Here is a 20,464-nt window from a genome sequence, read left to right as displayed (position 1 = left end):
ACTCCTTTCTCTCACCTAACGGGTTTACTTAGCAGTTTTACCTTCTTTACGACGAACAACTTCGCCTTCGTAACGAATACCTTTACCTTTGTAAGGCTCAGGAGCACGTACAGCACGGATGTTAGCAGCGAATTCGCCAACACGTTGCTTGTCGATACCTTTAATTACGATCTTAGTTGGTGCAGGTACTTCAACTTCAAGACCTGCTTCCGGAGTCATTTCTACTGGATGAGAATAACCTACGCTTAATACAAGTTTATCACCTTGTTTTTGAGCACGGTAACCAACACCGACTAATTCAAGTCCGCGTGCGAAACCTTCAGTTACACCTTCAACCATGTTTCCGATTAAAGCACGAGTTGTACCGTGTAATGCACGGTGTTCCTTCTGTTCAGATGGACGCTCAACTGTTAATGTATTCTCTTCAATTTTGATAAGCATATCAGCATTGAAAGTACGAGTTAATTCACCTTTAGGGCCTTTTACTGTTACAGTATTGTCTTCTGCAACTGTAATAGTAACACCTGCAGGGATTTCAAGAATCTTTTTACCAATACGAGACATGTGGTCACACCTCCGTTCGTTTTAAATATATATTACCAAACGTATGCTACTACTTCTCCACCAGTTTGTAATTGACGAGCGTCTTTGTCTGTCATTACTCCCTTAGATGTAGAAACAAGAGCGATACCTAATCCGTTAAGTACACGTGGTACTTCGTCAGCTTTAGCGTAAACGCGTAAGCCAGGTTTACTGATACGTTTTAATCCAGTGATTACACGTTCATTGTTTGCACCATATTTCAGGAAAATACGAAGGATACCTTGTTTGTTATCCTCGATGTATTCTACATCACGAATGAAACCTTCACGTTTTAAAAGTTCAGCGATCTCTTTTTTGATTTTAGAAGCAGGAACCTCTAATTTCTCATGACGTACCATGTTCGCATTACGGATGCGAGTAAGCATGTCTGCAATTGGATCTGTCATCACCATGTGTTTTACCTCCTTCCCATTTGTGGGTTTTACCAACTAGCTTTTTTAACACCAGGAATTTGACCTTTATATGCAAGTTCACGGAAACAAATACGGCAAAGTTTAAATTTGCGGTATACAGAATGCGGACGACCGCAGCGTTCGCAACGTGTATACTCTTGTACTTTAAACTTAGGAGTACGCTTTTGTTTCGCTATCATAGATTTTTTAGCCACGTTTTCGCCTCCTCTACTTAGCGTTGGCTTCCATTATTTTTGGAATGGCATACCGAATTGTGTTAAAAGTTCACGAGCTTCTTCATCAGTTTTCGCTGTAGTAACGATTACGATGTCCATACCGCGGACTTTGCTTACTTTATCATAATCAATCTCAGGGAAAATAAGTTGCTCTTTAACACCTAATGTATAGTTTCCACGACCATCGAATGATTTCTTAGAAACACCACGGAAATCACGTACACGTGGTAAAGAAACTGATACTAATTTGTCGAAGAACTCATACATTTGCTCGCCGCGTAAAGTTACTTTCGCACCGATTGGCATACCTTCACGAAGACGGAAACCAGCGATTGATTTTTTAGCACGAGTTACAACAGGTTTTTGACCTGTGATTTGTGTTAATTCTTCTACTGCGTTGTCTAACGCTTTTGAGTTAGATACCGCGTCACCAACACCAGTGTTGATTACGATCTTTTCGATTTTTGGTACCTGCATTACAGATTTATAGTTAAACTTGCTCACTAGAGCAGGAGTAATTTCCTTTTGGAACTTCTCTTTAAGGCGATTCAATGAAGTGACCTCCTTTCTTAAGAAAATTATTTATCTAATAATTCACCAGATTTTTTTGCAATACGAACTTTTTTACCATCTTCTACTTTGAAGCCTACACGAGTAGGTTCACCTGTTTTCGGATCTAAAATCATAACGTTAGAAACGTGAATAGGTGCTTCTTTAGTAATAATTCCACCTTGTGGATTTAATTGAGATGGCTTAGAGTGCTTCTTAACGATATTGACACCCTCAACGATAACACGGTTTTGCTTTGGGAAAGCCACAAGGATAACGCCTTGTTTTCCTTTGTCTTTACCAGTGATTACCTGTACTTTATCACCTTTTTTTACATGCATCTTAATTCTGCACCTCCTTAGCAAGGCAATACCTTAAATTATAGAACTTCTGGAGCTAAAGAAACGATCTTCATGAAGTTGCTATCACGTAATTCACGAGCTACTGGTCCGAAGATACGAGTACCACGTGGGCTCTTATCGTCTTTAATGATAACCGCTGCGTTTTCATCAAATTTGATGTAAGAACCGTCCGCACGACGAGCTCCGCTCTTCGTACGTACCACTACTGCTTTAACAACGTCACCTTTTTTAACAACGCCACCTGGTGTTGCTTGTTTTACCGTAGCAACGATAATGTCACCAATGTTAGCATATTTACGACCAGAGCCGCCTAATACTTTAATTGTTAAAAGTTCACGTGCACCAGAGTTGTCAGCAACTTTCAAACGAGATTCTTGTTGGATCATGTTATGAAACCTCCCTTCGGACTAAAAATTCCGATTCGTCTATTTAGATAATAACCGCTTCTTCAACGATTTCAACTAAACGGAAACGCTTAGTAGCAGAAAGCGGGCGAGTTTCCATGATTTTAACGATATCGCCAAGTTTCGCTTGGTTTTGCTCATCATGGGCTTTGTACTTCTTAGAATACTTAACACGTTTTCCGTACAAGGAATGAGTTTTGTAAGTTTCAACTAAAACTGTAATCGTTTTGTCCATTTTGTCAGACACTACACGACCAGTATAAACTTTGCGTTGGTTACGTTCGCTCACTATGCAAACCTCCCCTCAATTTATCGATTAATTCCGATCTCTCTTTCACGAACTACAGTTTTCATACGAGCAATTGCTTTACGCACTTCACGAATGCGAGTTGGATTCTCTAATTGTCCTGTAGCAAGTTGGAAGCGAAGATTAAACAACTCTTCCTTTAAAGCTTTAACTTTTGTTTCGATTTCGGCAGTGGTTAATTCACGAATATCATTAGTTTTCATTAGATTCACCACCATTTTCTTCACGTTTTACGAATTTACATTTCACAGGTAACTTGTGAGCTGCAAGACGTAATGCTTCGCGTGCTACCTCTTCAGATACACCCGCGATTTCGAACATAATTTTCCCAGGTTTTACTACTGCTACCCAGCCTTCTGGTGCCCCTTTACCGGAACCCATACGTACTTCTAGAGGTTTTGCAGTGTAAGGTTTAGAAGGGAAAATTTTAATCCATACTTTACCGCCACGTTTCATGTAACGAGTCATTGCACGACGAGCAGCTTCGATTTGACGGTTTGTAATCCATGAAGCAGCTTGTGCTTGTAAACCGAATTCACCGAAAGCAATTTCAGTTCCACCTTTAGCACGACCACGCATTTTACCACGATGCTCTCTACGATATTTTACGCGTTTTGGCATTAACATATTATTTTCCTCCTTCCTCAGAAGCTTTCTTTTTTGTAGGAAGGACTTCTCCACGGTAGATCCATACTTTTACGCCTAATTTACCGTATGTTGTATCAGCTTCAACTGCTGCATAGTCAATATCAGCGCGAAGTGTATGAAGTGGAACAGTTCCTTCACTGTAAGATTCTGCACGAGCGATATCAGCTCCGCCAAGACGACCAGAAACCTGTGTTTTAATACCTTTAGCACCTGCACGCATAGCACGTTGAATAACTTGCTTTTGTGCACGACGGAATGATACACGGTTTTCTAATTGACGAGCGATGTTTTCGCCTACTAATTTAGCGTTAAGATCAGCTCTCTTAACTTCTAAAATGTTGATGTGTACACGCTTGCCTGTTAATTGGTTAAGAGCTTTACGAAGTGCTTCAACTTCAGTACCACCTTTACCAATTACCATACCAGGTTTTGCAGTGTGAATTGTAACATTTACACGATTTGCTGCACGTTCGATTTCTACTTTAGCAACAGCAGAATCTTTTAAGCGTACATTAATGTACTCACGGATTTTGATGTCTTCATGTAATAATGTAGCGTAATCTTTCTCAGCGAACCAACGAGATTCCCAGTCACGGATAACGCCGACACGAAGACCAATTGGATTAACCTTTTGACCCATCGATTATCCCTCCTTCTTTTCTGATACCACAACTGTGATGTGGCTTGTGCGTTTGTTAATTTGGCTTGCACGACCCATTGCACGTGGACGGAAACGTTTTAACGTTGGACCTTCGTCAACGAAAACTTTTTCAACAACTAGGTTGTTAATGTCCATCTCATAATTGTGCTCTGCATTTGCGATTGCAGATTTTAAAACTTTTTCTACAACTGGAGAAGCAGTTTTTGGTGTGTGGTTAAGGATAGCAATCGCTTCACCCACTTGCTTACCTCGGATTAAGTCTACTACTAAACGAACTTTACGAGGAGCAATACGAACTGTTCTCGCTACTGCTTTAGCTTGCATTGAAGTGCCTCCTCTCATTATCTTCTAGTTTTCTTATCGTCAGCAAGGTGACCTTTGTACGTACGAGTTGGTGCGAATTCACCTAACTTATGGCCAACCATATCCTCAGTGATGTACACAGGTACGTGTTTACGACCATCATATACAGCGATTGTGTGTCCGATGAACTGAGGGAAGATTGTTGAACGGCGAGACCAAGTTTTAACAACTTGTTTTTGCTCAGATGCAACTAATTTTTCCATTTTGCTCATTAAGTGATCATCGACAAATGGTCCTTTTTTTAAGCTACGAGCCATTTTGGTGCCTCCCTTCGTGATTGGCGTACGGTTCTAGAAATGAACCGTACTACAATCCCATTATTTTTTACGACGACGAACGATGAATTTGTCAGACGCTTTGTTTTTCTTACGAGTCTTGAATCCAAGAGTTGGTTTACCCCATGGAGACATTGGAGACTTACGTCCGATTGGAGAACGTCCTTCACCACCACCGTGTGGGTGATCAACCGGGTTCATTACAGAACCACGAACTGTTGGGCGTTTACCTAACCAGCGAGAGCGACCTGCTTTACCGATTTTGATAAGTTCGTGTTGTTCGTTACCTACTTGACCGATTGAAGCGCGACAAGCAGATAATACAAGACGTACTTCACCAGAAGTTAAACGTACAAGTACGTATTTACCTTCTTTACCAAGTACTTGAGCAGATGTACCAGCAGAACGAACTAATTGTCCGCCACGACCAGGCTTAAGCTCGATGTTATGAACAACAGTACCTACTGGAATATTGATTAATGGTAATGCGTTACCGATTTTGATGTCAGCTTCTGGGCCAGACATAACTTCCATACCTACTTCTAAAGATTTAGGAGCAAGAATGTAACGTTTTTCACCGTCAACGTAGTTAATTAATGCGATATTCGCAGAGCGGTTTGGATCGTATTCGATCGTAGCAACGCGTCCTGGAATTCCATCTTTGTTACGCTTAAAGTCGATGATACGGTATTGGCGCTTATGTCCGCCACCTTGATGACGTACAGTGATTTTACCTTGGTTATTACGACCAGCCTTCTTGCTTAAAGGAGCAAGTAATGACTTTTCGGGTCTATCAGTCGTGATTTCAGCGAAATCATTCGTAGTCATATTACGACGACCGTTAGTAGTTGGATTATACTTTTTGATTCCCATCTCAATTTCCCTCCTTCTTTAGTAAGAATTAAACGCCTTGGAAGATTTCGATTTCTTTGCTGTCAGCAGTTAGCTTAACGATTGCTTTACGACGACGGCTAGTAAAACCAGCGTGACGACCAACGCGTTTTGCTTTCGGCTTGTAGTTCATGATGTTCACTTTTTCTACTTTAACACCAAAGATCGCTTCAAGAGCATCTTTAACTTCTGTTTTATTAGATTTAACGTCCACATCGAACGTGTATTTTTTTTCAGCCATCATTTCCATAGAACGTTCAGTGATAACTGGGCGCTTAATGATATCACGAGGATCTCTCATTATGCAAGCACCTCCTCTACTTTTTCCACTGCCGCTTTTGTCATGATTAGCTTATCATGATGAAGCACGTCTAAAACGTTTACGCCATCAGCAGTGATTACTGTTACTCCAGGGATATTGCGAGCAGATAACTCTACAGATTCGTTTGCATCAGCAGTTACGATAAGAGCTTTCTTCTCAACAGTTAATCCTTTAAGTACTGCTAGCATATCTTTTGTTTTTGGTGCATTTAACACTAGGTCTTCAAGAACTACAATGTTGTTCTCAACTACTTTAGTAGCTAATGCAGATTTGATTGCTAAACGACGAACTTTCTTAGGAAGTTTGTACGCATAGCTTCTTGGTGTAGGTCCGAATACCGTACCACCACCACGCCATTGAGGAGAGCGGATAGACCCTTGACGAGCACGTCCAGTTCCTTTTTGACGCCATGGTTTACGACCACCACCGCGAACTTCAGAGCGAGTTTTTACTTTGTGTGTACCTTGACGTAAAGATGCACGTTGCATCATTACAGCTTCGAAAAGTACAGCTTCATTTGGTTCGATACCGAAAATAGCTTCAGCTAATTCGATTTCACCAACCTGTGAACCAGTTTGGTTATATACAGTAACTTTTGGCATTGGAATTCCTCCTTCCTATTGTGAATTATTTGCTAACCTTCACAGCGCCTTGAACAACTACAAGAGATTTCTTAGCACCTGGAACGTTACCTTTTACTAGTAATAAGTTGCGCTCAGTGTCAACTTGAACGATTTCTAAGTTTTGGATAGTAACTTGGTCTCCACCCATACGTCCAGCAAGTTTTTTGCCTTTGAATACACGGTTCGGAGCAACTGGGCCCATTGAACCTGGACGACGGTGATAGCGAGAACCATGAGACATAGGTCCGCGAGATTGTCCGTGGCGTTTGATAACACCTTGGAAACCTTTACCTTTAGAAATTCCTGTTACATCAACGATTTCACCTGTAGCGAATACGTCAACTTTTACCTCTTGACCAACCTCTAATCCGTCCACGTCTGCATCGCGGATTTCGCGAATGAAGCGCTTAGGAGTTGTAGATGCTTTAGCAGTGTGGCCTTGTTCAGGTTTGTTAGTTAACTTTTCACGTTTATCTTCAAATCCTAACTGGATTGCATTGTAGCCATCAGTTTCAGTTGTTTTCTTTTGAAGAACAACGTTTGGATTAGCAGCGATAACTGTTACTGGGATTAACTCACCGTTCTCAGCAAATACTTGAGTCATACCGATCTTTCTTCCTAAGATTCCTTTGGTCATGAGTTACACCTCCTACATTTTTAAGTTATATAAATTATAGTTTGATTTCGATATCTACACCAGATGGTAAGTCTAAACGCATTAATGAATCTACTGTTTGTGGAGTAGGACTCACGATGTCGATTAGACGTTTGTGCGTGCGCATTTCGAATTGCTCACGAGAATCTTTGTACTTATGAACAGCACGAAGAATTGTGTAAACAGTTTTTTCAGTTGGTAATGGGATCGGACCAGAAACTGTTGCCCCAGAACGCTTAGCTGTTTCTACAATTTTCTCAGCTGACTGATCAAGAATACGGTGATCGTAAGCTTTTAAACGGATACGAATTTTTTCTTTTGCCATTATTTTCCCTCCTTCGTTCGCCTATTTCTAAAATAGACCTTCTCCATGGAAATTTCCCCACACCATGCCATGGCAAAGCGGCCGGGTGTGTCAGCAACCTTCCACTTCATCGCAGTCAAAGACCAACATTGTCTATTATACAATGTTATTCGTCTAGATGCAAGCATCTTTTTGTTTGCATCTGCTTTTCTCTACTTTTGCTATTATACATGGCACTTTAAAGAATTTCAAGTTTTCATCTAACAGAATTCATTTTACAGTTTCTGGATTATCTTTTGTTGTTTTTATATTACTATAGAAGAAACTCGTCAAAACAAAAAAACACTCTCTTCTCCCTTATATAAACGCAAACAAAAAACCTAAGGGAAAATCCCTTAGGTTTTTTTATATCAGTTAAGATTACTCAACGATAGTAGCAACTACACCGTAACCTACTGTACGTCCACCTTCACGAATAGAGAATTTAGTTCCCTCTTCGATAGCGATTGGAGCGATAAGTTCGATAGTCATTTCGATGTTGTCACCAGGCATTACCATTTCAGTACCTTCTGGTAATTGGATGATACCAGTTACGTCAGTTGTACGGAAGTAGAACTGAGGACGGTAGTTAGCGAAGAATGGAGTGTGACGTCCACCTTCTTCTTTAGATAATACGAAAACTTCAGCTTTGAATTTAGCGTGAGCTTTTACAGAACCGCTTTTTGCAAGTACTTGTCCACGTTGGATGTCTTCACGAGCAACCCCACGAAGTAAAGCACCGATGTTGTCTCCAGCTTGAGCTTGGTCAAGAAGTTTACGGAACATCTCTACACCAGTTACAGTTGTAGAAGCATTTTCTTCAGCAAGACCGATGATTTCTACTACGTCACCAACTTTAACGATACCGCGCTCAACACGACCAGTAGCAACTGTACCACGACCTGTGATAGAGAATACGTCCTCTACAGGCATTAAGAATGGTTTGTCAGTTTCACGTTCTGGAGTTGGGATGTAAGCATCAACTTCAGCCATTAATTCAATGATTTTTGCTTCCCAATCAGCTTCTCCTTGAAGAGCTTTAAGAGCAGAACCTTTGATTACAGGAATGTCGTCGCCTGGGAATCCGTATTCAGATAATAGGTCGCGAACTTCCATTTCTACTAATTCTAATAATTCTTCGTCATCTACCATGTCGCATTTGTTTAAGAATACAACGATGTAAGGAACACCTACTTGACGAGAAAGAAGGATGTGCTCACGTGTTTGAGGCATTGGGCCATCAGCAGCAGATACTACTAAGATACCGCCGTCCATTTGAGCAGCACCAGTGATCATGTTTTTAACATAGTCAGCGTGACCTGGGCAGTCAACGTGTGCATAGTGACGAGTTTCAGTTTCGTACTCAACGTGTGCAGTTGAGATTGTGATACCGCGCTCTCTTTCTTCTGGAGCAGCATCGATTTGATCGTATCCGCGTGCTTCAGCACCACCAGCTTTTGCAAGAACTGTAGTGATCGCAGCAGTTAATGTAGTTTTACCATGGTCAACGTGGCCGATTGTACCGATGTTAACATGGGGTTTAGAACGTTCGAATTTAGCTTTAGCCATTCTAAATTCCTCCTTAGTTTATATAGGTTATTTTATATTTAGACTAGAAAGTGAAACTTACGTCCCACTTTCTAAGCTTACATAAGTAGTTATACTTGAACAATCGATAAAAATCAATTATTCACCTTTATTTTTTTTGATAATTTCTTCAGAAACAGACTTTGGTACTTCTTCATAGTGGTCAAACACCATAGAGAATGTTCCGCGTCCTTGAGTGTTAGAACGTAATGACGTTGCATAACCGAACATTTCAGAAAGTGGAACCATAGCGCGAACAACTTGTGCGTTACCGCGAGCTTCCATACCTTCTACACGTCCACGACGAGATGTTACGTCACCCATAATGTCACCCATGTACTCTTCAGGAATTACAACTTCAACTTTCATCATTGGCTCAAGAATTACTGGGCTACATTTAGAAACCGCAGCTTTAAGTGCCATAGATGCAGCGATTTTGAACGCCATCTCAGATGAATCGACATCATGGTAAGATCCGTCAACTAATGCAGCTTTAATGTCAACTAGTGGATAACCAGCTAGTACACCATTTTTAAGTGCATCTTCAAGACCTGCTCCAACAGCTGGGATGTATTCACGAGGAACTACACCACCGACGATCTTGTTTTCGAATTCGAATCCTTTACCTTCTTCGTTAGGTTCAAACTCAATCCAAACGTGACCGAATTGTCCACGACCACCAGATTGACGAGCGAACTTACCTTCAACTTTCGCAGCAGCGCGGAAAGTCTCACGGTATGCTACCTGAGGAGCACCAACGTTTGCTTCCACTTTGAATTCACGACGCATACGGTCAACGATGATATCAAGGTGAAGTTCACCCATACCAGCGATGATAGTTTGGCCAGTTTCTTGGTCAGTGTGAGCACGGAATGTTGGATCTTCTTCAGAAAGCTTAGATAATGCTGTACCCATTTTATCTTGGTCAGCTTTAGATTTTGGTTCGATAGCTACAGAGATAACTGGCTCTGGGAATTCCATAGACTCAAGGATAACAAGGCTCTTCTCGTCACAAAGAGTATCACCAGTAGTAGTATCTTTTAAACCTACAGCAGCAGCGATATCACCAGCGTAAACTGTTGAAATCTCTTCACGGCTGTTAGCGTGCATTTGTAGGATACGACCTACACGCTCACGCTTACCTTTAGTTGAGTTTTTCACGTATGATCCAGAGTTTAACACACCAGAGTACACACGGAAGAACGTTAACTTACCAACATAAGGGTCAGTCATGATTTTGAATGCTAAAGCTGCGAATGGTTCTTCATCGCTAGACTTACGTTCTACTTCTTCATCTGTATCCGGTAGAGTACCTTTAATAGCAGGTACATCTAGTGGAGATGGAAGGTAGTCGATAACTGCGTCTAACAGAATTTGAACACCTTTGTTTTTGAATGCAGAACCACAGATTACTGGGAAGAATTCTACAGAAGTTGTAGCCTTACGGATACCAGCTTTAAGCTCTTCTACAGTGATTTCTTCACCTTCTAGGTACTTCATCATCATTTCTTCATCAAGCTCAGCTACCGCTTCAATAAGTTTTCCACGGTATTCTTCAGCTAATTCTTTGTGCTCTTCAGGAATTTCAACACGTTGAATGTCTGTTCCTAAATCGTTACCGTACATGTAAGCACACTCTTCAACAAGGTCAATGATACCATTGAACTCATCTTCAGCACCGATTGGTAACTGAATTGGATGTGCGTTTGCTTGTAAACGATCGTGGATTGTTCCTACAGAGTATAAGAAATCTGCACCGATCTTATCCATTTTGTTAACGAATACGATACGAGGTACGCCGTAAGTAGTAGCCTGACGCCAAACAGTTTCTGTTTGTGGTTCTACACCAGATTGCGCATCAAGTACTGCTACAGCGCCATCAAGTACGCGTAAAGAACGTTCTACTTCTACTGTGAAATCTACGTGTCCTGGAGTATCAATGATGTTTACACGATGACCTTTCCATTGTGCTGTAGTTGCAGCAGAAGTAATTGTGATACCACGCTCTTGCTCTTGCTCCATCCAGTCCATCTGAGATGCACCTTCGTGAGTTTCACCGATTTTATGAATACGTCCTGTGTAGTACAGAATACGCTCAGTTGCTGTTGTTTTACCAGCATCGATGTGAGCCATGATACCAATATTACGAGTGTTTTCTAAAGAGAACTCTCTTGCCATTTGGTGTCTTGCTCCTTCCATATATGGATTGGATTTTTTTATTTTAAGTAGCAAAAAAGCCACTTTATATTGTTACACATGTCAGTATGTCCAGTACTCTCATTATGTAAAACGAGCGCCCGATGAAAGGGAGAGGCATTCTCCCTCTCCACACTTCCATAAGCGACAAATAAAGCGGTTTATGCTTACATTTATTTTACGTTGAATCCTACCAACGGTAATGAGCAAATGCTTTGTTAGCTTCTGCCATTTTATGAGTGTCTTCACGTTTCTTAACAGATGCACCAGCGTTGTTAGCTGCATCTAAGATTTCGTTAGCAAGACGCTCTTCCATAGTTTTTTCACCACGAAGACGAGCGTAGTTTACTAACCAACGAAGACCTAAAGTTGTACGGCGTTCTGGACGAACCTCAACTGGAACTTGGTAGTTAGCACCACCAACACGACGAGCGCGTACTTCAAGAACAGGCATGATGTTCTTAAGAGCTTGCTCGAATACTTCCATTGGCTCTTTACCAGTACGTTCGTTTACGATATCGAACGCATTATAAAGAATTGTTTGAGATTTACCTTTTTTACCGTCAACCATCATTTTGTTGATAAGGCGTGTTACTAGCTTCGAATTGTACATTGGATCTGGTAACACGTCACGTTTCGCAACAGGTCCTTTACGAGGCATATTGAGTTCCTCCTTTCATTTTAAAGTTATTATTTTTTAGCAGGTTTTGGTCTCTTAGTACCATATTTAGAACGTCCTTGCATACGTTTGTCAACACCAGCTGTGTCAAGCGCACCACGAACGATGTGGTAACGTACCCCCGGTAAATCCTTTACACGACCACCGCGAATTAATACTACGCTATGCTCTTGTAGGTTATGACCGATACCTGGGATGTAAGCTGTAACCTCGATACCATTTGTTAAACGTACACGAGCGTATTTACGTAACGCTGAGTTAGGTTTCTTTGGAGTCATTGTACCAACACGAGTACATACACCACGTTTTTGAGGTGCAGAGATATCAGTTGATTTTTTCTTTAAAGAGTTAAAACCTTTGTTTAACGCAGGTGATTTAGATTTCCATACTTTATCAGTACGACCATTTCTCACTAATTGGTTAATAGTAGGCATTTGATTATCCTCCCTTCGCATGTTTGTATGACCACATATCCAGGTGGTTCATTATTAGTTGAAAACAAAGTTTTTGCAAGGAAGAGCAAATGCTCTCTCCTCACAAAAACAGTTTTAACTTATTATTCCTATTGCTGAAGCTCCCACTTGAATCCCCGAAGCTTTACCAAGCTTACGAACTGATTCAACTTTTGTTATGGGCACGTTATATTGCATTGCAACACGAATGATAGCATGGGTTAACCGCATGTCAGCATCCTCTGCGATGACAACTTCTTTAACTGTACCATTTTTGATTGCCTCCAATGTGCGTTTATGACCAACGACTACATTTTCAGCAGTTGATACTTTTTGATAAGACATATAAATATCCTCCAAAGCATCGTTCAGGAGCAACCTTGATTATAGTAACATTTTGACTCATACAATGTCAACTAAGATTAATTGTTTTTATACAAAATTTATGCCGGAAAATTTTACTGTTCCACATAAACCTCATCGTTTTCTACATTCATGTCATCTTGTGTTGTTTTTACAAGATCCACTTTGCGATAACGATTCATACCTGTTCCAGCAGGAACAAGTTTACCGATAATAACATTTTCTTTTAATCCTAGAAGTTCATCGCGTTTACCCTTAATTGCTGCATCAGTTAAGACACGAGTTGTTTCTTGGAACGATGCTGCAGATAAGAATGAATCTGTTTCAAGTGAAGCTTTTGTAATACCAAGTAGAACAGGTCTAGCTGTTGCTGGTTGCTTACCTTGCAGTAAGACCTTAGCATTCGCATCAGTGAACTGATGGATATCTAGTAATGTTCCTGGTAATACATCTGTTTCACCTGCATCACTTACACGAACTTTACGTAACATTTGACGTACCATTACTTCTACGTGTTTGTCACCAATTTCTACCCCTTGCATACGGTATACTTTTTGAACTTCACGTAATAAGTATTCTTGAACCGCCGTAATGTCCGTTACTTTTAGTAATTCTTTCGGATCAATAGAACCTTCTGTTAACTCTTTACCGTGGCTAATTGGCTGTCCTGGAGTTACTTTCAGACGAGCACCGTAAGGAATAGCATACGTACGAGCTTCAACTTCACCCTGTACAACTACTTCTTGGCGATCTTTAACGTCGTTGATCGCTGCGATAACACCGTCGATTTCACTGATAACTGCCTGACCTTTCGGATTACGAGCTTCGAAGATCTCTTGGATACGAGGTAAACCTTGAGTGATATCATCTCCGGCAACCCCACCTGTATGGAATGTACGCATCGTTAACTGTGTACCTGGCTCACCGATAGATTGAGCTGCGATAATACCTACCGCTTCTCCTACTTCTACGTCTGTTCCAGTTGCTAAGTTACGACCGTAACACTTCTTACATACACCGTGGCGAGTGTTACACGTAAACGCTGAACGAATGTTTACAGTTTCAACACCCGAATTTTCAACGATATGAGCGATATCTTCAGTAATTAATTGATTTTCAGCAACTAATACTTCACCTGTTTCAGGATGTTTTACAGTTTTTCTTGCAAAACGTCCAACAAGACGATCATATAATGACTCGATAACTTCATTACCCTCTTTAATCGCACCGATTAATAAACCGCGATCTGTTCCACAATCATCTTCACGAACGATTACATCTTGTGCAACGTCAACAAGACGACGTGTTAAGTAACCAGAATCGGCAGTTTTAAGTGCTGTATCAGCAAGACCTTTACGCGCACCGTGCGTAGAGATGAAGTACTCAAGTACTGTTAAACCTTCACGGAAACTCGATTTGATTGGAAGTTCGATGATACGACCAGATGGATTGGCCATAAGACCACGCATACCAGCAAGCTGAGTAAAGTTAGATGCGTTACCACGGGCACCTGAGTCACTCATCATGAAGATTGGGTTGCGTTTATTCAAGGATTTCATCAGTTTTCCTTGGATAACATCTTTTGCATTACTCCAAATAGAGATAACGCGATCGTAACGTTCTTCTTCCGTGATTAAACCGCGACGGAATTGTTTAATTACATTATCTACTTTTGCTTGTGCTTCGTGGAGAATTTCATCTTTTTCGCCTAATACAAGAATGTCAGATACCCCAACTGTAATACCAGCTTTTGTAGAGTACTTGAATCCTAAGTTTTTCATACGGTCAAGCATGCGAGACGTTTCTGTAATTTGGAAACGTTTGAATACTTCCGCAATGATGTTACCAAGGATTTTCTTGCTAAATGGCGCCACTTCTTCGCGACTAGCAATAATTTCTTTAATGTTCGCACCTTTTTCAACGAAATATTTCGCTGGTGTTTCTTTTTCAAGGTTTGAATTTGTTGGTTCATTAATATAAGGGAACGACTCTGGTAAGATTTCGTTAAATATTAATTTACCAACTGTTGTTAATAGAAGCATACTCTTTTGCTCTTCAGTAAATGTTGCGTTGTTTACTGCACTTGCAGCTACTGCAACACGTGTATGAAGATGAACATATCCATTTTGATATGCAAGCAATGCTTCGTTTGCATCTTTGAAGACCATACCTTCACCGATTGCACCTTCACGCTCAAGTGTTAAGTAATAGTTACCTAATACCATATCCTGAGATGGAGTAACAACTGGTTTACCGTCTTTCGGGTTCAAGATGTTTTGTGCCGCTAACATAAGAAGACGAGCTTCAGCTTGAGCTTCTGATGATAAAGGTACGTGAACGGCCATTTGGTCACCGTCAAAGTCCGCGTTGTATGCAGTACATACAAGTGGGTGAAGACGGATTGCGCGACCTTCTACTAATGTAGGTTCAAACGCCTGGATACCAAGACGGTGAAGTGTTGGTGCGCGGTTTAGAAGTACTGGATGTTCTTTAATCACAGACTCTAAAACGTCCCAAACTTCAGGTTGTACACGCTCGATTTTACGTTTCGCACTCTTAATGTTATGTGCTAATCCTTTTTCAACTAACTCTTTCATTACGAAAGGTTTGAACAGTTCAAGCGCCATTTCTTTTGGTAATCCACATTGATACATCTTTAAGTTCGGTCCTACAACGATTACAGAACGACCAGAGTAGTCAACACGTTTACCTAATAAGTTTTGACGGAAACGTCCTTGTTTACCTTTAAGCATGTGAGATAGTGATTTTAATGGACGGTTACCTGGTCCAGTAACTGGACGGCCACGACGACCATTATCGATTAATGCGTCTACAGCTTCTTGTAACATACGTTTTTCGTTTTGAACGATGATGCTTGGTGCACCTAAGTCCAATAGACGTTTTAAACGATTGTTACGGTTAATTACACGACGGTATAAGTCGTTTAAGTCAGAAGTAGCAAAACGTCCACCGTCTAACTGTACCATTGGGCGTAGTTCTGGTGGAATTACTGGTAGAACATCTAAGATCATCCAAGACGGTTCATTTCCAGAGTTACGGAATGCTTCTAATACTTCTAGACGTTTAATAGCACGAGTACGGCGTTGTCCTTGTGCTGTTTTTAATTCTTCTTTTAAGAAGTCTACTTCTTTATCTAAATCGATGTCTTGTAGTAGCTTTTTAATTGCTTCTGCACCCATAGCAGCTTGGAATGTGCTACCATATCGATCACGATATGCACGGTATTCTTTTTCAGAAAGTAATTGCTTCTTATCAAGTGGTGTATCTCCACTTTCTGTTACAACATAAGAAGCGAAATAAATTACTTCTTCAAGCGCGCGAGGGGACATGTCTAAGACAAGTCCCATGCGGCTCGGGATACCTTTGAAATACCAAATATGAGATACAGGAGCAGCTAATTCGATATGACCCATACGTTCACGACGTACTTTTGCACGCGTTACTTCAACGCCACATCGATCACAAACTACACCTTTATAACGTACACGTTTGTATTTTCCGCAATGACATTCCCAGTCCTTTTGTGGTCCGAAAATACGCTCACAGAACAAGCCATCTTTTTCAGGCTTTAACGTACGATAGTTAATAGTTTCTGGTTTCTTAACTTCACCGTATGACCAAGAACGAATCTTGTCAGGTGAAGCAAGTCCAATCTTCATATATTCAAAGTTATTTACATCTATCAAGGGGCCTACCTCCCTTTTAGTCTACAGGTTATCCCAATTATTCCTTAGTTGTCTCAACTTCGACATTCAATTTATCTGCTGATTGATGATCATCGTCATCTTCTGTATCACGCATTTCAATTTCTGTATCGTCGCTAGACATCATTTTAACGTCCATACCTAAACTTTGCAGCTCTTTAATCAATACTTTGAATGATTCAGGAACGCCTGGTTCTGGAACATTTTCGCCTTTAACAATTGCTTCATAAGTCTTAACACGTCCAACAACATCATCAGACTTCACTGTTAAGATTTCTTGAAGAGTATAAGCAGCACCGTAAGCTTCAAGTGCCCAAACCTCCATCTCACCGAAACGCTGTCCACCGAACTGAGCTTTACCTCCAAGAGGTTGCTGCGTTACAAGTGAGTATGGTCCAGTAGAACGAGCATGAAGTTTATCGTCAACCATGTGCGCAAGTTTGATCATATACATGACACCAACAGATACGCGGTTATCGAATGGTTCACCAGTACGTCCGTCATACAGGATTGTTTTCGCGTCATTTGCCATACCAGCTTCTTCAATTGTGCCCCAAACATCTTCCTCACGAGCACCATCGAATACTGGTGTTGCAATGTGAATGCCAAGGTATCTTGCTGCCATACCAAGATGAAGCTCTAATACCTGACCGATATTCATACGAGATGGTACCCCTAATGGGTTTAACATGATATCGATTGGCGTACCGTCTGGTAAGTAAGGCATATCTTCTTCTGGTAAAATACGAGAAATAACACCTTTGTTACCGTGACGTCCGGCCATCTTGTCACCTTCAGAAATTTTACGTTTTTGAACGATATATGCACGTACAAGTTGATTCACGCCTGGTGGCAATTCATCGCCATCTTCACGGTTGAATACTTTTACGTCTAAGATAATACCGCCACCACCGTGTGGTACACGTAGTGATGTATCACGTACTTCACGCGCTTTTTCTCCAAAGATAGCATGTAATAGACGTTCTTCAGCTGTTAATTCTGTTACACCTTTAGGTGTTACTTTACCAACAAGTAAATCTCCATCTTTTACTTCAGCACCAACGCGAATGATACCGCGCTCGTCAAGGTTACGTAATGCGTCTTCCCCAACGTTTGGAATGTCACGTGTAATTTCTTCTGGTCCAAGCTTCGTATCACGAGCTTCTGATTCATATTCTTCAATATGAATAGAAGTGTACACATCATCTTTTACAAGGCGCTCACTCATGATGATCGCATCCTCGTAGTTATAACCGTCCCAAGTCATGAAGCCAACAAGCACGTTACGTCCAAGTGCTAGTTCACCTAATTCCATAGAAGGACCATCCGCAAGGATTTCACCTTTTACAACTTCATTTCCAACACTTACGATTGGACGTTGGTTGTAACAAGTTCCTTGGTTAGAACGAATGAATTTTTGCATTTTGTAGCGATCTAAGTCGCCTTTTACTGTTTGACCGTCAACTTCTACATAGCGACGTACCCAAACTTCACGTGCTTCTACGCGCTCAACAACACCAGGATGTTTACAGATTACTGCAGCACCTGAGTCTTTTGCTGATACGTACTCCATACCTGTACCTACAATCGGAGATTCCGGATTCATTAACGGAACCGCCTGACGTTGCATGTTCGCTCCCATAAGTGCGCGGTTAGAGTCATCGTTTTCTAAGAACGGAATACAAGCTGTCGCTGCCGACACTACTTGTTTTGGAGATACATCCATGTAGTCGATGCGTTCTCTATTTGTGACAATGTTTTCACCACGGAAACGAGCTACGATATCTTCACTTAGGAATTCACCTTCGTCAGATAATTTCATATTCGCTTGGGCTACAACATAATTATCTTCTTCATCTGCTGTTAAGTAATCAACATGCCCTGTTACAAGACCAGTTTCTGGGTCAACACGACGGTATGGTGTTTCAATGAAACCAAACTCATTTACTTTCGCGAACGAAGATAATGAGTTAATCAAACCGATGTTTGGTCCCTCTGGTGTTTCAATCGGACACATACGACCGTAGTGAGAGTAATGAACGTCACGCACTTCAAAGCCTGCGCGCTCACGCGTTAAACCACCAGGTCCTAATGCAGATAGTCTTCGTTTGTGAGTTAACTCTGCTAATGGGTTTGTTTGGTCCATAAACTGAGATAACTGAGAACTTCCGAAGAACTCTTTAATAGATGCAATAACAGGACGAATATTAATTAGTGCCTGTGGTGTAATCGCATTTGTATCTTGGATCGACATTCTCTCACGAACAACACGTTCCATACGAGAAAGACCGATACGGAATTGATTTTGTAATAGTTCTCCAACAGAACGCAGACGACGGTTTCCTAAATGGTCAATATCATCTGTATCCCCTACTTTGTATAGTAGGTTGAAGAAGTAACTGATAGAAGCAAGGATATCACCTGGTGTGATGTGTTTCACATCACGAGTAATGTTTGCATTACCAATTACATTAATTACGCGTTCGCCTTCCGACTCAGGAGCATAAATCTTAATAGATTGCAGCTCAACATCGCCTTCTACCACTCCACCCATTGGTTTCGCTGTTTTGAATCCAATGTTTTTCTCTAAGTAAGGTAAAATGCGATCAAGTGTACGACGATCTAAGATTGTTCCTTCTGCCGCTAAAATTTCACCAGTTTCTGGATCCACTAATGTTTCAGCTAAACGTTGATTAAACAATCTGTTTTTAATGTGTAACTTCTTGTTGATCTTATAGCGACCTACATTTGCTAAATCGTAGCGCTTTGGATCGAAGAAACGAGACACAAGTAAGCTCTTAGCATTTTCTACTGTTGGTGGTTCACCAGGACGTAGACGCTCATAAATTTCAAGCAATGCTTTTTCTGTGCTATCTGTGTTGTCTTTTTCTAATGTGTTGCTTAAGTATTCGTTATCACCTAAAAGCTCGGTGATTTCTTGATCAGAGCCAAACCCTAATGCGCGTAACAAAACAGTTACAGGAAGTTTACGCGTACGGTCAATACGCACATATACAACATCCTTAGCATCTGTCTCATACTCTAACCAAGCTCCGCGGTTTGGAATTACAGTAGCAGTAAAACCACGTTTTCCGTTTTTATCCACTTTGCCACTATAGTATACGCTTGGAGAGCGAACTAACTGGGAAACGATAACACGTTCTGCACCGTTAATTACGAATGTTCCAGTCTCTGTCATGAGTGGGAAATCTCCCATGAACACATCTTGTTCTTTTACTTCACCAGTTTCCTTGTTGATTAGACGCACTTTTACACGAAGTGGTGCTGCATACGTCACATCACGCTCTTTGCATTCGTCTACAGAGTATTTAGGTTCACCTAAGCTGTAGTCGATAAATTCAAGCGATAGATTTCCCGTAAAGTCTTCAATCGGAGAAATGTCTTGGAACATTTCTCGCAAACCCTCATCAAGAAACCACTGATAAGAAGAGGTTTGAATTTCGATAAGATTTGGTAACTCTAATACTTCACTAATACGGGCATAACTTCTTCGTTGGCGGTGGCGTCCGTATTGAACTAGTTGACCTGTCAACTGCTTCACCCCTCAAATCATGAGTATTATAAATGCACAAAAAAATTTGTGCAAAATCACAAATAAATACAACTACTGCTATTAGCGTAGTCTCTTTCTCTTAAAGATAAATACGTTGAGTCTTTCTACCTGCTCAAAAAAGAAAAATGGCTTCTATAAGAAAACCATCATTCTGTTTCATAATCTGCTGATTTTACTATCTTTTCCAAGAGAAACAAAAATATACATCTTTCTCAACGCAGAAAATCATATATTGGCATTGTATAATGTTAACA

24 protein-coding genes are annotated in these 20,464 nt (G+C 40.8%); all 24 read right to left on the bottom strand.

Going from position 1 to position 20,464, the window contains the following annotated elements; genetic code table 11:
• Nucleotides 1-24: 24 nt before the first annotated feature.
• The 24 genes from rplF to rpoB all read right to left on the bottom strand — a co-directional run bounded on the left by rplF (nucleotide 25) and on the right by rpoB (nucleotide 20,189).
• Nucleotides 25-564 carry a 50S ribosomal protein L6 gene (gene rplF, locus QO049_RS24700; RefSeq protein ID WP_000086558.1) on the bottom strand — a complete coding sequence of 180 codons (540 nt, stop codon included), beginning with the start codon at nucleotides 562-564 and terminating at the stop codon, nucleotides 25-27.
• Between the two features lie 32 nt (nucleotides 565-596).
• Nucleotides 597-995: a 30S ribosomal protein S8 gene (rpsH, locus tag QO049_RS24695; RefSeq protein WP_000245511.1), complete on the bottom strand. Its 399-nt coding sequence runs from the start codon at nucleotides 993-995 to the stop codon at nucleotides 597-599.
• Between the two features lie 29 nt (nucleotides 996-1,024).
• Nucleotides 1,025-1,210: a 30S ribosomal protein S14 gene (gene rpsN / locus QO049_RS24690; RefSeq protein WP_001085700.1), complete on the bottom strand. Its 186-nt coding sequence runs from the start codon at nucleotides 1,208-1,210 to the stop codon at nucleotides 1,025-1,027.
• Nucleotides 1,211-1,243: 33 nt separating this feature from the next.
• A complete protein-coding gene (gene rplE, locus QO049_RS24685; protein ID WP_001080831.1) occupies nucleotides 1,244-1,783 on the bottom strand; it encodes a 50S ribosomal protein L5 in 540 nt (179 codons plus the stop codon).
• 26 nt (nucleotides 1,784-1,809) lie between these two features.
• On the bottom strand, nucleotides 1,810-2,121 hold the full coding sequence (gene rplX, locus QO049_RS24680; protein WP_000558200.1) for a 50S ribosomal protein L24: 312 nt from the start codon (nucleotides 2,119-2,121) through the stop codon (nucleotides 1,810-1,812).
• A gap of 38 nt (nucleotides 2,122-2,159) precedes the next feature.
• The gene (gene rplN / locus QO049_RS24675) at nucleotides 2,160-2,528 is read right to left on the bottom strand and encodes a 50S ribosomal protein L14 (protein WP_087947720.1); all 369 of its coding nucleotides are present in this window, start codon (nucleotides 2,526-2,528) and stop codon (nucleotides 2,160-2,162) included.
• A 43-nt stretch (nucleotides 2,529-2,571) separates the two neighbouring features.
• The gene (rpsQ, locus tag QO049_RS24670) at nucleotides 2,572-2,835 is read right to left on the bottom strand and encodes a 30S ribosomal protein S17 (RefSeq protein WP_000004106.1); all 264 of its coding nucleotides are present in this window, start codon (nucleotides 2,833-2,835) and stop codon (nucleotides 2,572-2,574) included.
• 20 nt (nucleotides 2,836-2,855) lie between these two features.
• Nucleotides 2,856-3,056 (bottom strand): 50S ribosomal protein L29, encoded by a 201-nt coding sequence (rpmC, locus tag QO049_RS24665; RefSeq protein WP_000855718.1) that lies wholly within the window; start codon nucleotides 3,054-3,056, stop codon nucleotides 2,856-2,858.
• Nucleotides 3,046-3,480 (bottom strand): 50S ribosomal protein L16, encoded by a 435-nt coding sequence (gene rplP, locus QO049_RS24660; RefSeq protein WP_000928969.1) that lies wholly within the window; start codon nucleotides 3,478-3,480, stop codon nucleotides 3,046-3,048. Before rplP ends, rpmC begins: the two co-directional genes overlap by 11 nt.
• Before the next feature lies 1 nt (nucleotide 3,481).
• Entirely contained in the window at nucleotides 3,482-4,141 is a 660-nt protein-coding gene (gene rpsC / locus QO049_RS24655; RefSeq protein ID WP_000529956.1) for a 30S ribosomal protein S3, read from the bottom strand.
• A 3-nt stretch (nucleotides 4,142-4,144) separates the two neighbouring features.
• Nucleotides 4,145-4,486 (bottom strand): 50S ribosomal protein L22, encoded by a 342-nt coding sequence (gene rplV, locus QO049_RS24650; protein WP_001148024.1) that lies wholly within the window; start codon nucleotides 4,484-4,486, stop codon nucleotides 4,145-4,147.
• A 17-nt stretch (nucleotides 4,487-4,503) separates the two neighbouring features.
• On the bottom strand, nucleotides 4,504-4,782 hold the full coding sequence (rpsS, locus tag QO049_RS24645; protein WP_000124454.1) for a 30S ribosomal protein S19: 279 nt from the start codon (nucleotides 4,780-4,782) through the stop codon (nucleotides 4,504-4,506).
• 60 nt (nucleotides 4,783-4,842) lie between these two features.
• Complete coding sequence (gene rplB / locus QO049_RS24640) at nucleotides 4,843-5,673, bottom strand: 50S ribosomal protein L2 (RefSeq protein ID WP_000511583.1); 831 nt, start codon at nucleotides 5,671-5,673, stop codon at nucleotides 4,843-4,845.
• A 28-nt stretch (nucleotides 5,674-5,701) separates the two neighbouring features.
• Nucleotides 5,702-5,992 carry a 50S ribosomal protein L23 gene (rplW, locus tag QO049_RS24635; RefSeq protein ID WP_001205558.1) on the bottom strand — a complete coding sequence of 97 codons (291 nt, stop codon included), beginning with the start codon at nucleotides 5,990-5,992 and terminating at the stop codon, nucleotides 5,702-5,704.
• Nucleotides 5,992-6,615: a 50S ribosomal protein L4 gene (gene rplD, locus QO049_RS24630; protein WP_001127258.1), complete on the bottom strand. Its 624-nt coding sequence runs from the start codon at nucleotides 6,613-6,615 to the stop codon at nucleotides 5,992-5,994. The genes rplW and rplD overlap by 1 nt, the downstream gene beginning before the upstream one ends.
• Before the next feature lie 25 nt (nucleotides 6,616-6,640).
• Nucleotides 6,641-7,273 (bottom strand): 50S ribosomal protein L3, encoded by a 633-nt coding sequence (gene rplC / locus QO049_RS24625; RefSeq protein WP_000160207.1) that lies wholly within the window; start codon nucleotides 7,271-7,273, stop codon nucleotides 6,641-6,643.
• Nucleotides 7,274-7,307: 34 nt separating this feature from the next.
• Complete coding sequence (gene rpsJ, locus QO049_RS24620) at nucleotides 7,308-7,616, bottom strand: 30S ribosomal protein S10 (RefSeq protein ID WP_001040596.1); 309 nt, start codon at nucleotides 7,614-7,616, stop codon at nucleotides 7,308-7,310.
• Nucleotides 7,617-8,015: 399 nt separating this feature from the next.
• Nucleotides 8,016-9,203, bottom strand: coding sequence for an elongation factor Tu (tuf, locus tag QO049_RS24615; protein ID WP_001029614.1), 1,188 nt, complete (start codon nucleotides 9,201-9,203; stop codon nucleotides 8,016-8,018).
• Between the two features lie 117 nt (nucleotides 9,204-9,320).
• Nucleotides 9,321-11,399, bottom strand: a complete 2,079-nt coding sequence (fusA, locus tag QO049_RS24610; RefSeq protein WP_000090370.1) for an elongation factor G — start codon at nucleotides 11,397-11,399, stop codon at nucleotides 9,321-9,323.
• A gap of 208 nt (nucleotides 11,400-11,607) precedes the next feature.
• Nucleotides 11,608-12,078 carry a 30S ribosomal protein S7 gene (gene rpsG / locus QO049_RS24605; protein WP_001137491.1) on the bottom strand — a complete coding sequence of 157 codons (471 nt, stop codon included), beginning with the start codon at nucleotides 12,076-12,078 and terminating at the stop codon, nucleotides 11,608-11,610.
• A 29-nt stretch (nucleotides 12,079-12,107) separates the two neighbouring features.
• Nucleotides 12,108-12,530, bottom strand: a complete 423-nt coding sequence (rpsL, locus tag QO049_RS24600) for a 30S ribosomal protein S12 (RefSeq protein WP_001142341.1) — start codon at nucleotides 12,528-12,530, stop codon at nucleotides 12,108-12,110.
• A gap of 114 nt (nucleotides 12,531-12,644) precedes the next feature.
• A complete protein-coding gene (locus QO049_RS24595) occupies nucleotides 12,645-12,893 on the bottom strand; it encodes a 50S ribosomal protein L7ae-like protein (protein WP_000121837.1) in 249 nt (82 codons plus the stop codon).
• Between the two features lie 113 nt (nucleotides 12,894-13,006).
• Nucleotides 13,007-16,618 carry a DNA-directed RNA polymerase subunit beta' gene (gene rpoC / locus QO049_RS24590; protein WP_000567939.1) on the bottom strand — a complete coding sequence of 1,204 codons (3,612 nt, stop codon included), beginning with the start codon at nucleotides 16,616-16,618 and terminating at the stop codon, nucleotides 13,007-13,009.
• A 37-nt stretch (nucleotides 16,619-16,655) separates the two neighbouring features.
• Nucleotides 16,656-20,189: a DNA-directed RNA polymerase subunit beta gene (gene rpoB, locus QO049_RS24585; protein ID WP_000147553.1), complete on the bottom strand. Its 3,534-nt coding sequence runs from the start codon at nucleotides 20,187-20,189 to the stop codon at nucleotides 16,656-16,658.
• Nucleotides 20,190-20,464: the final 275 nt, after the last annotated feature.

The organism is Bacillus sp. RB3 (assembly GCF_030164735.1).
Lineage (GTDB): Bacteria > Bacillota > Bacilli > Bacillales > Bacillaceae_G > Bacillus_A > Bacillus_A cereus.
This window is presented reverse-complemented; position numbering and strand designations above follow the sequence as displayed.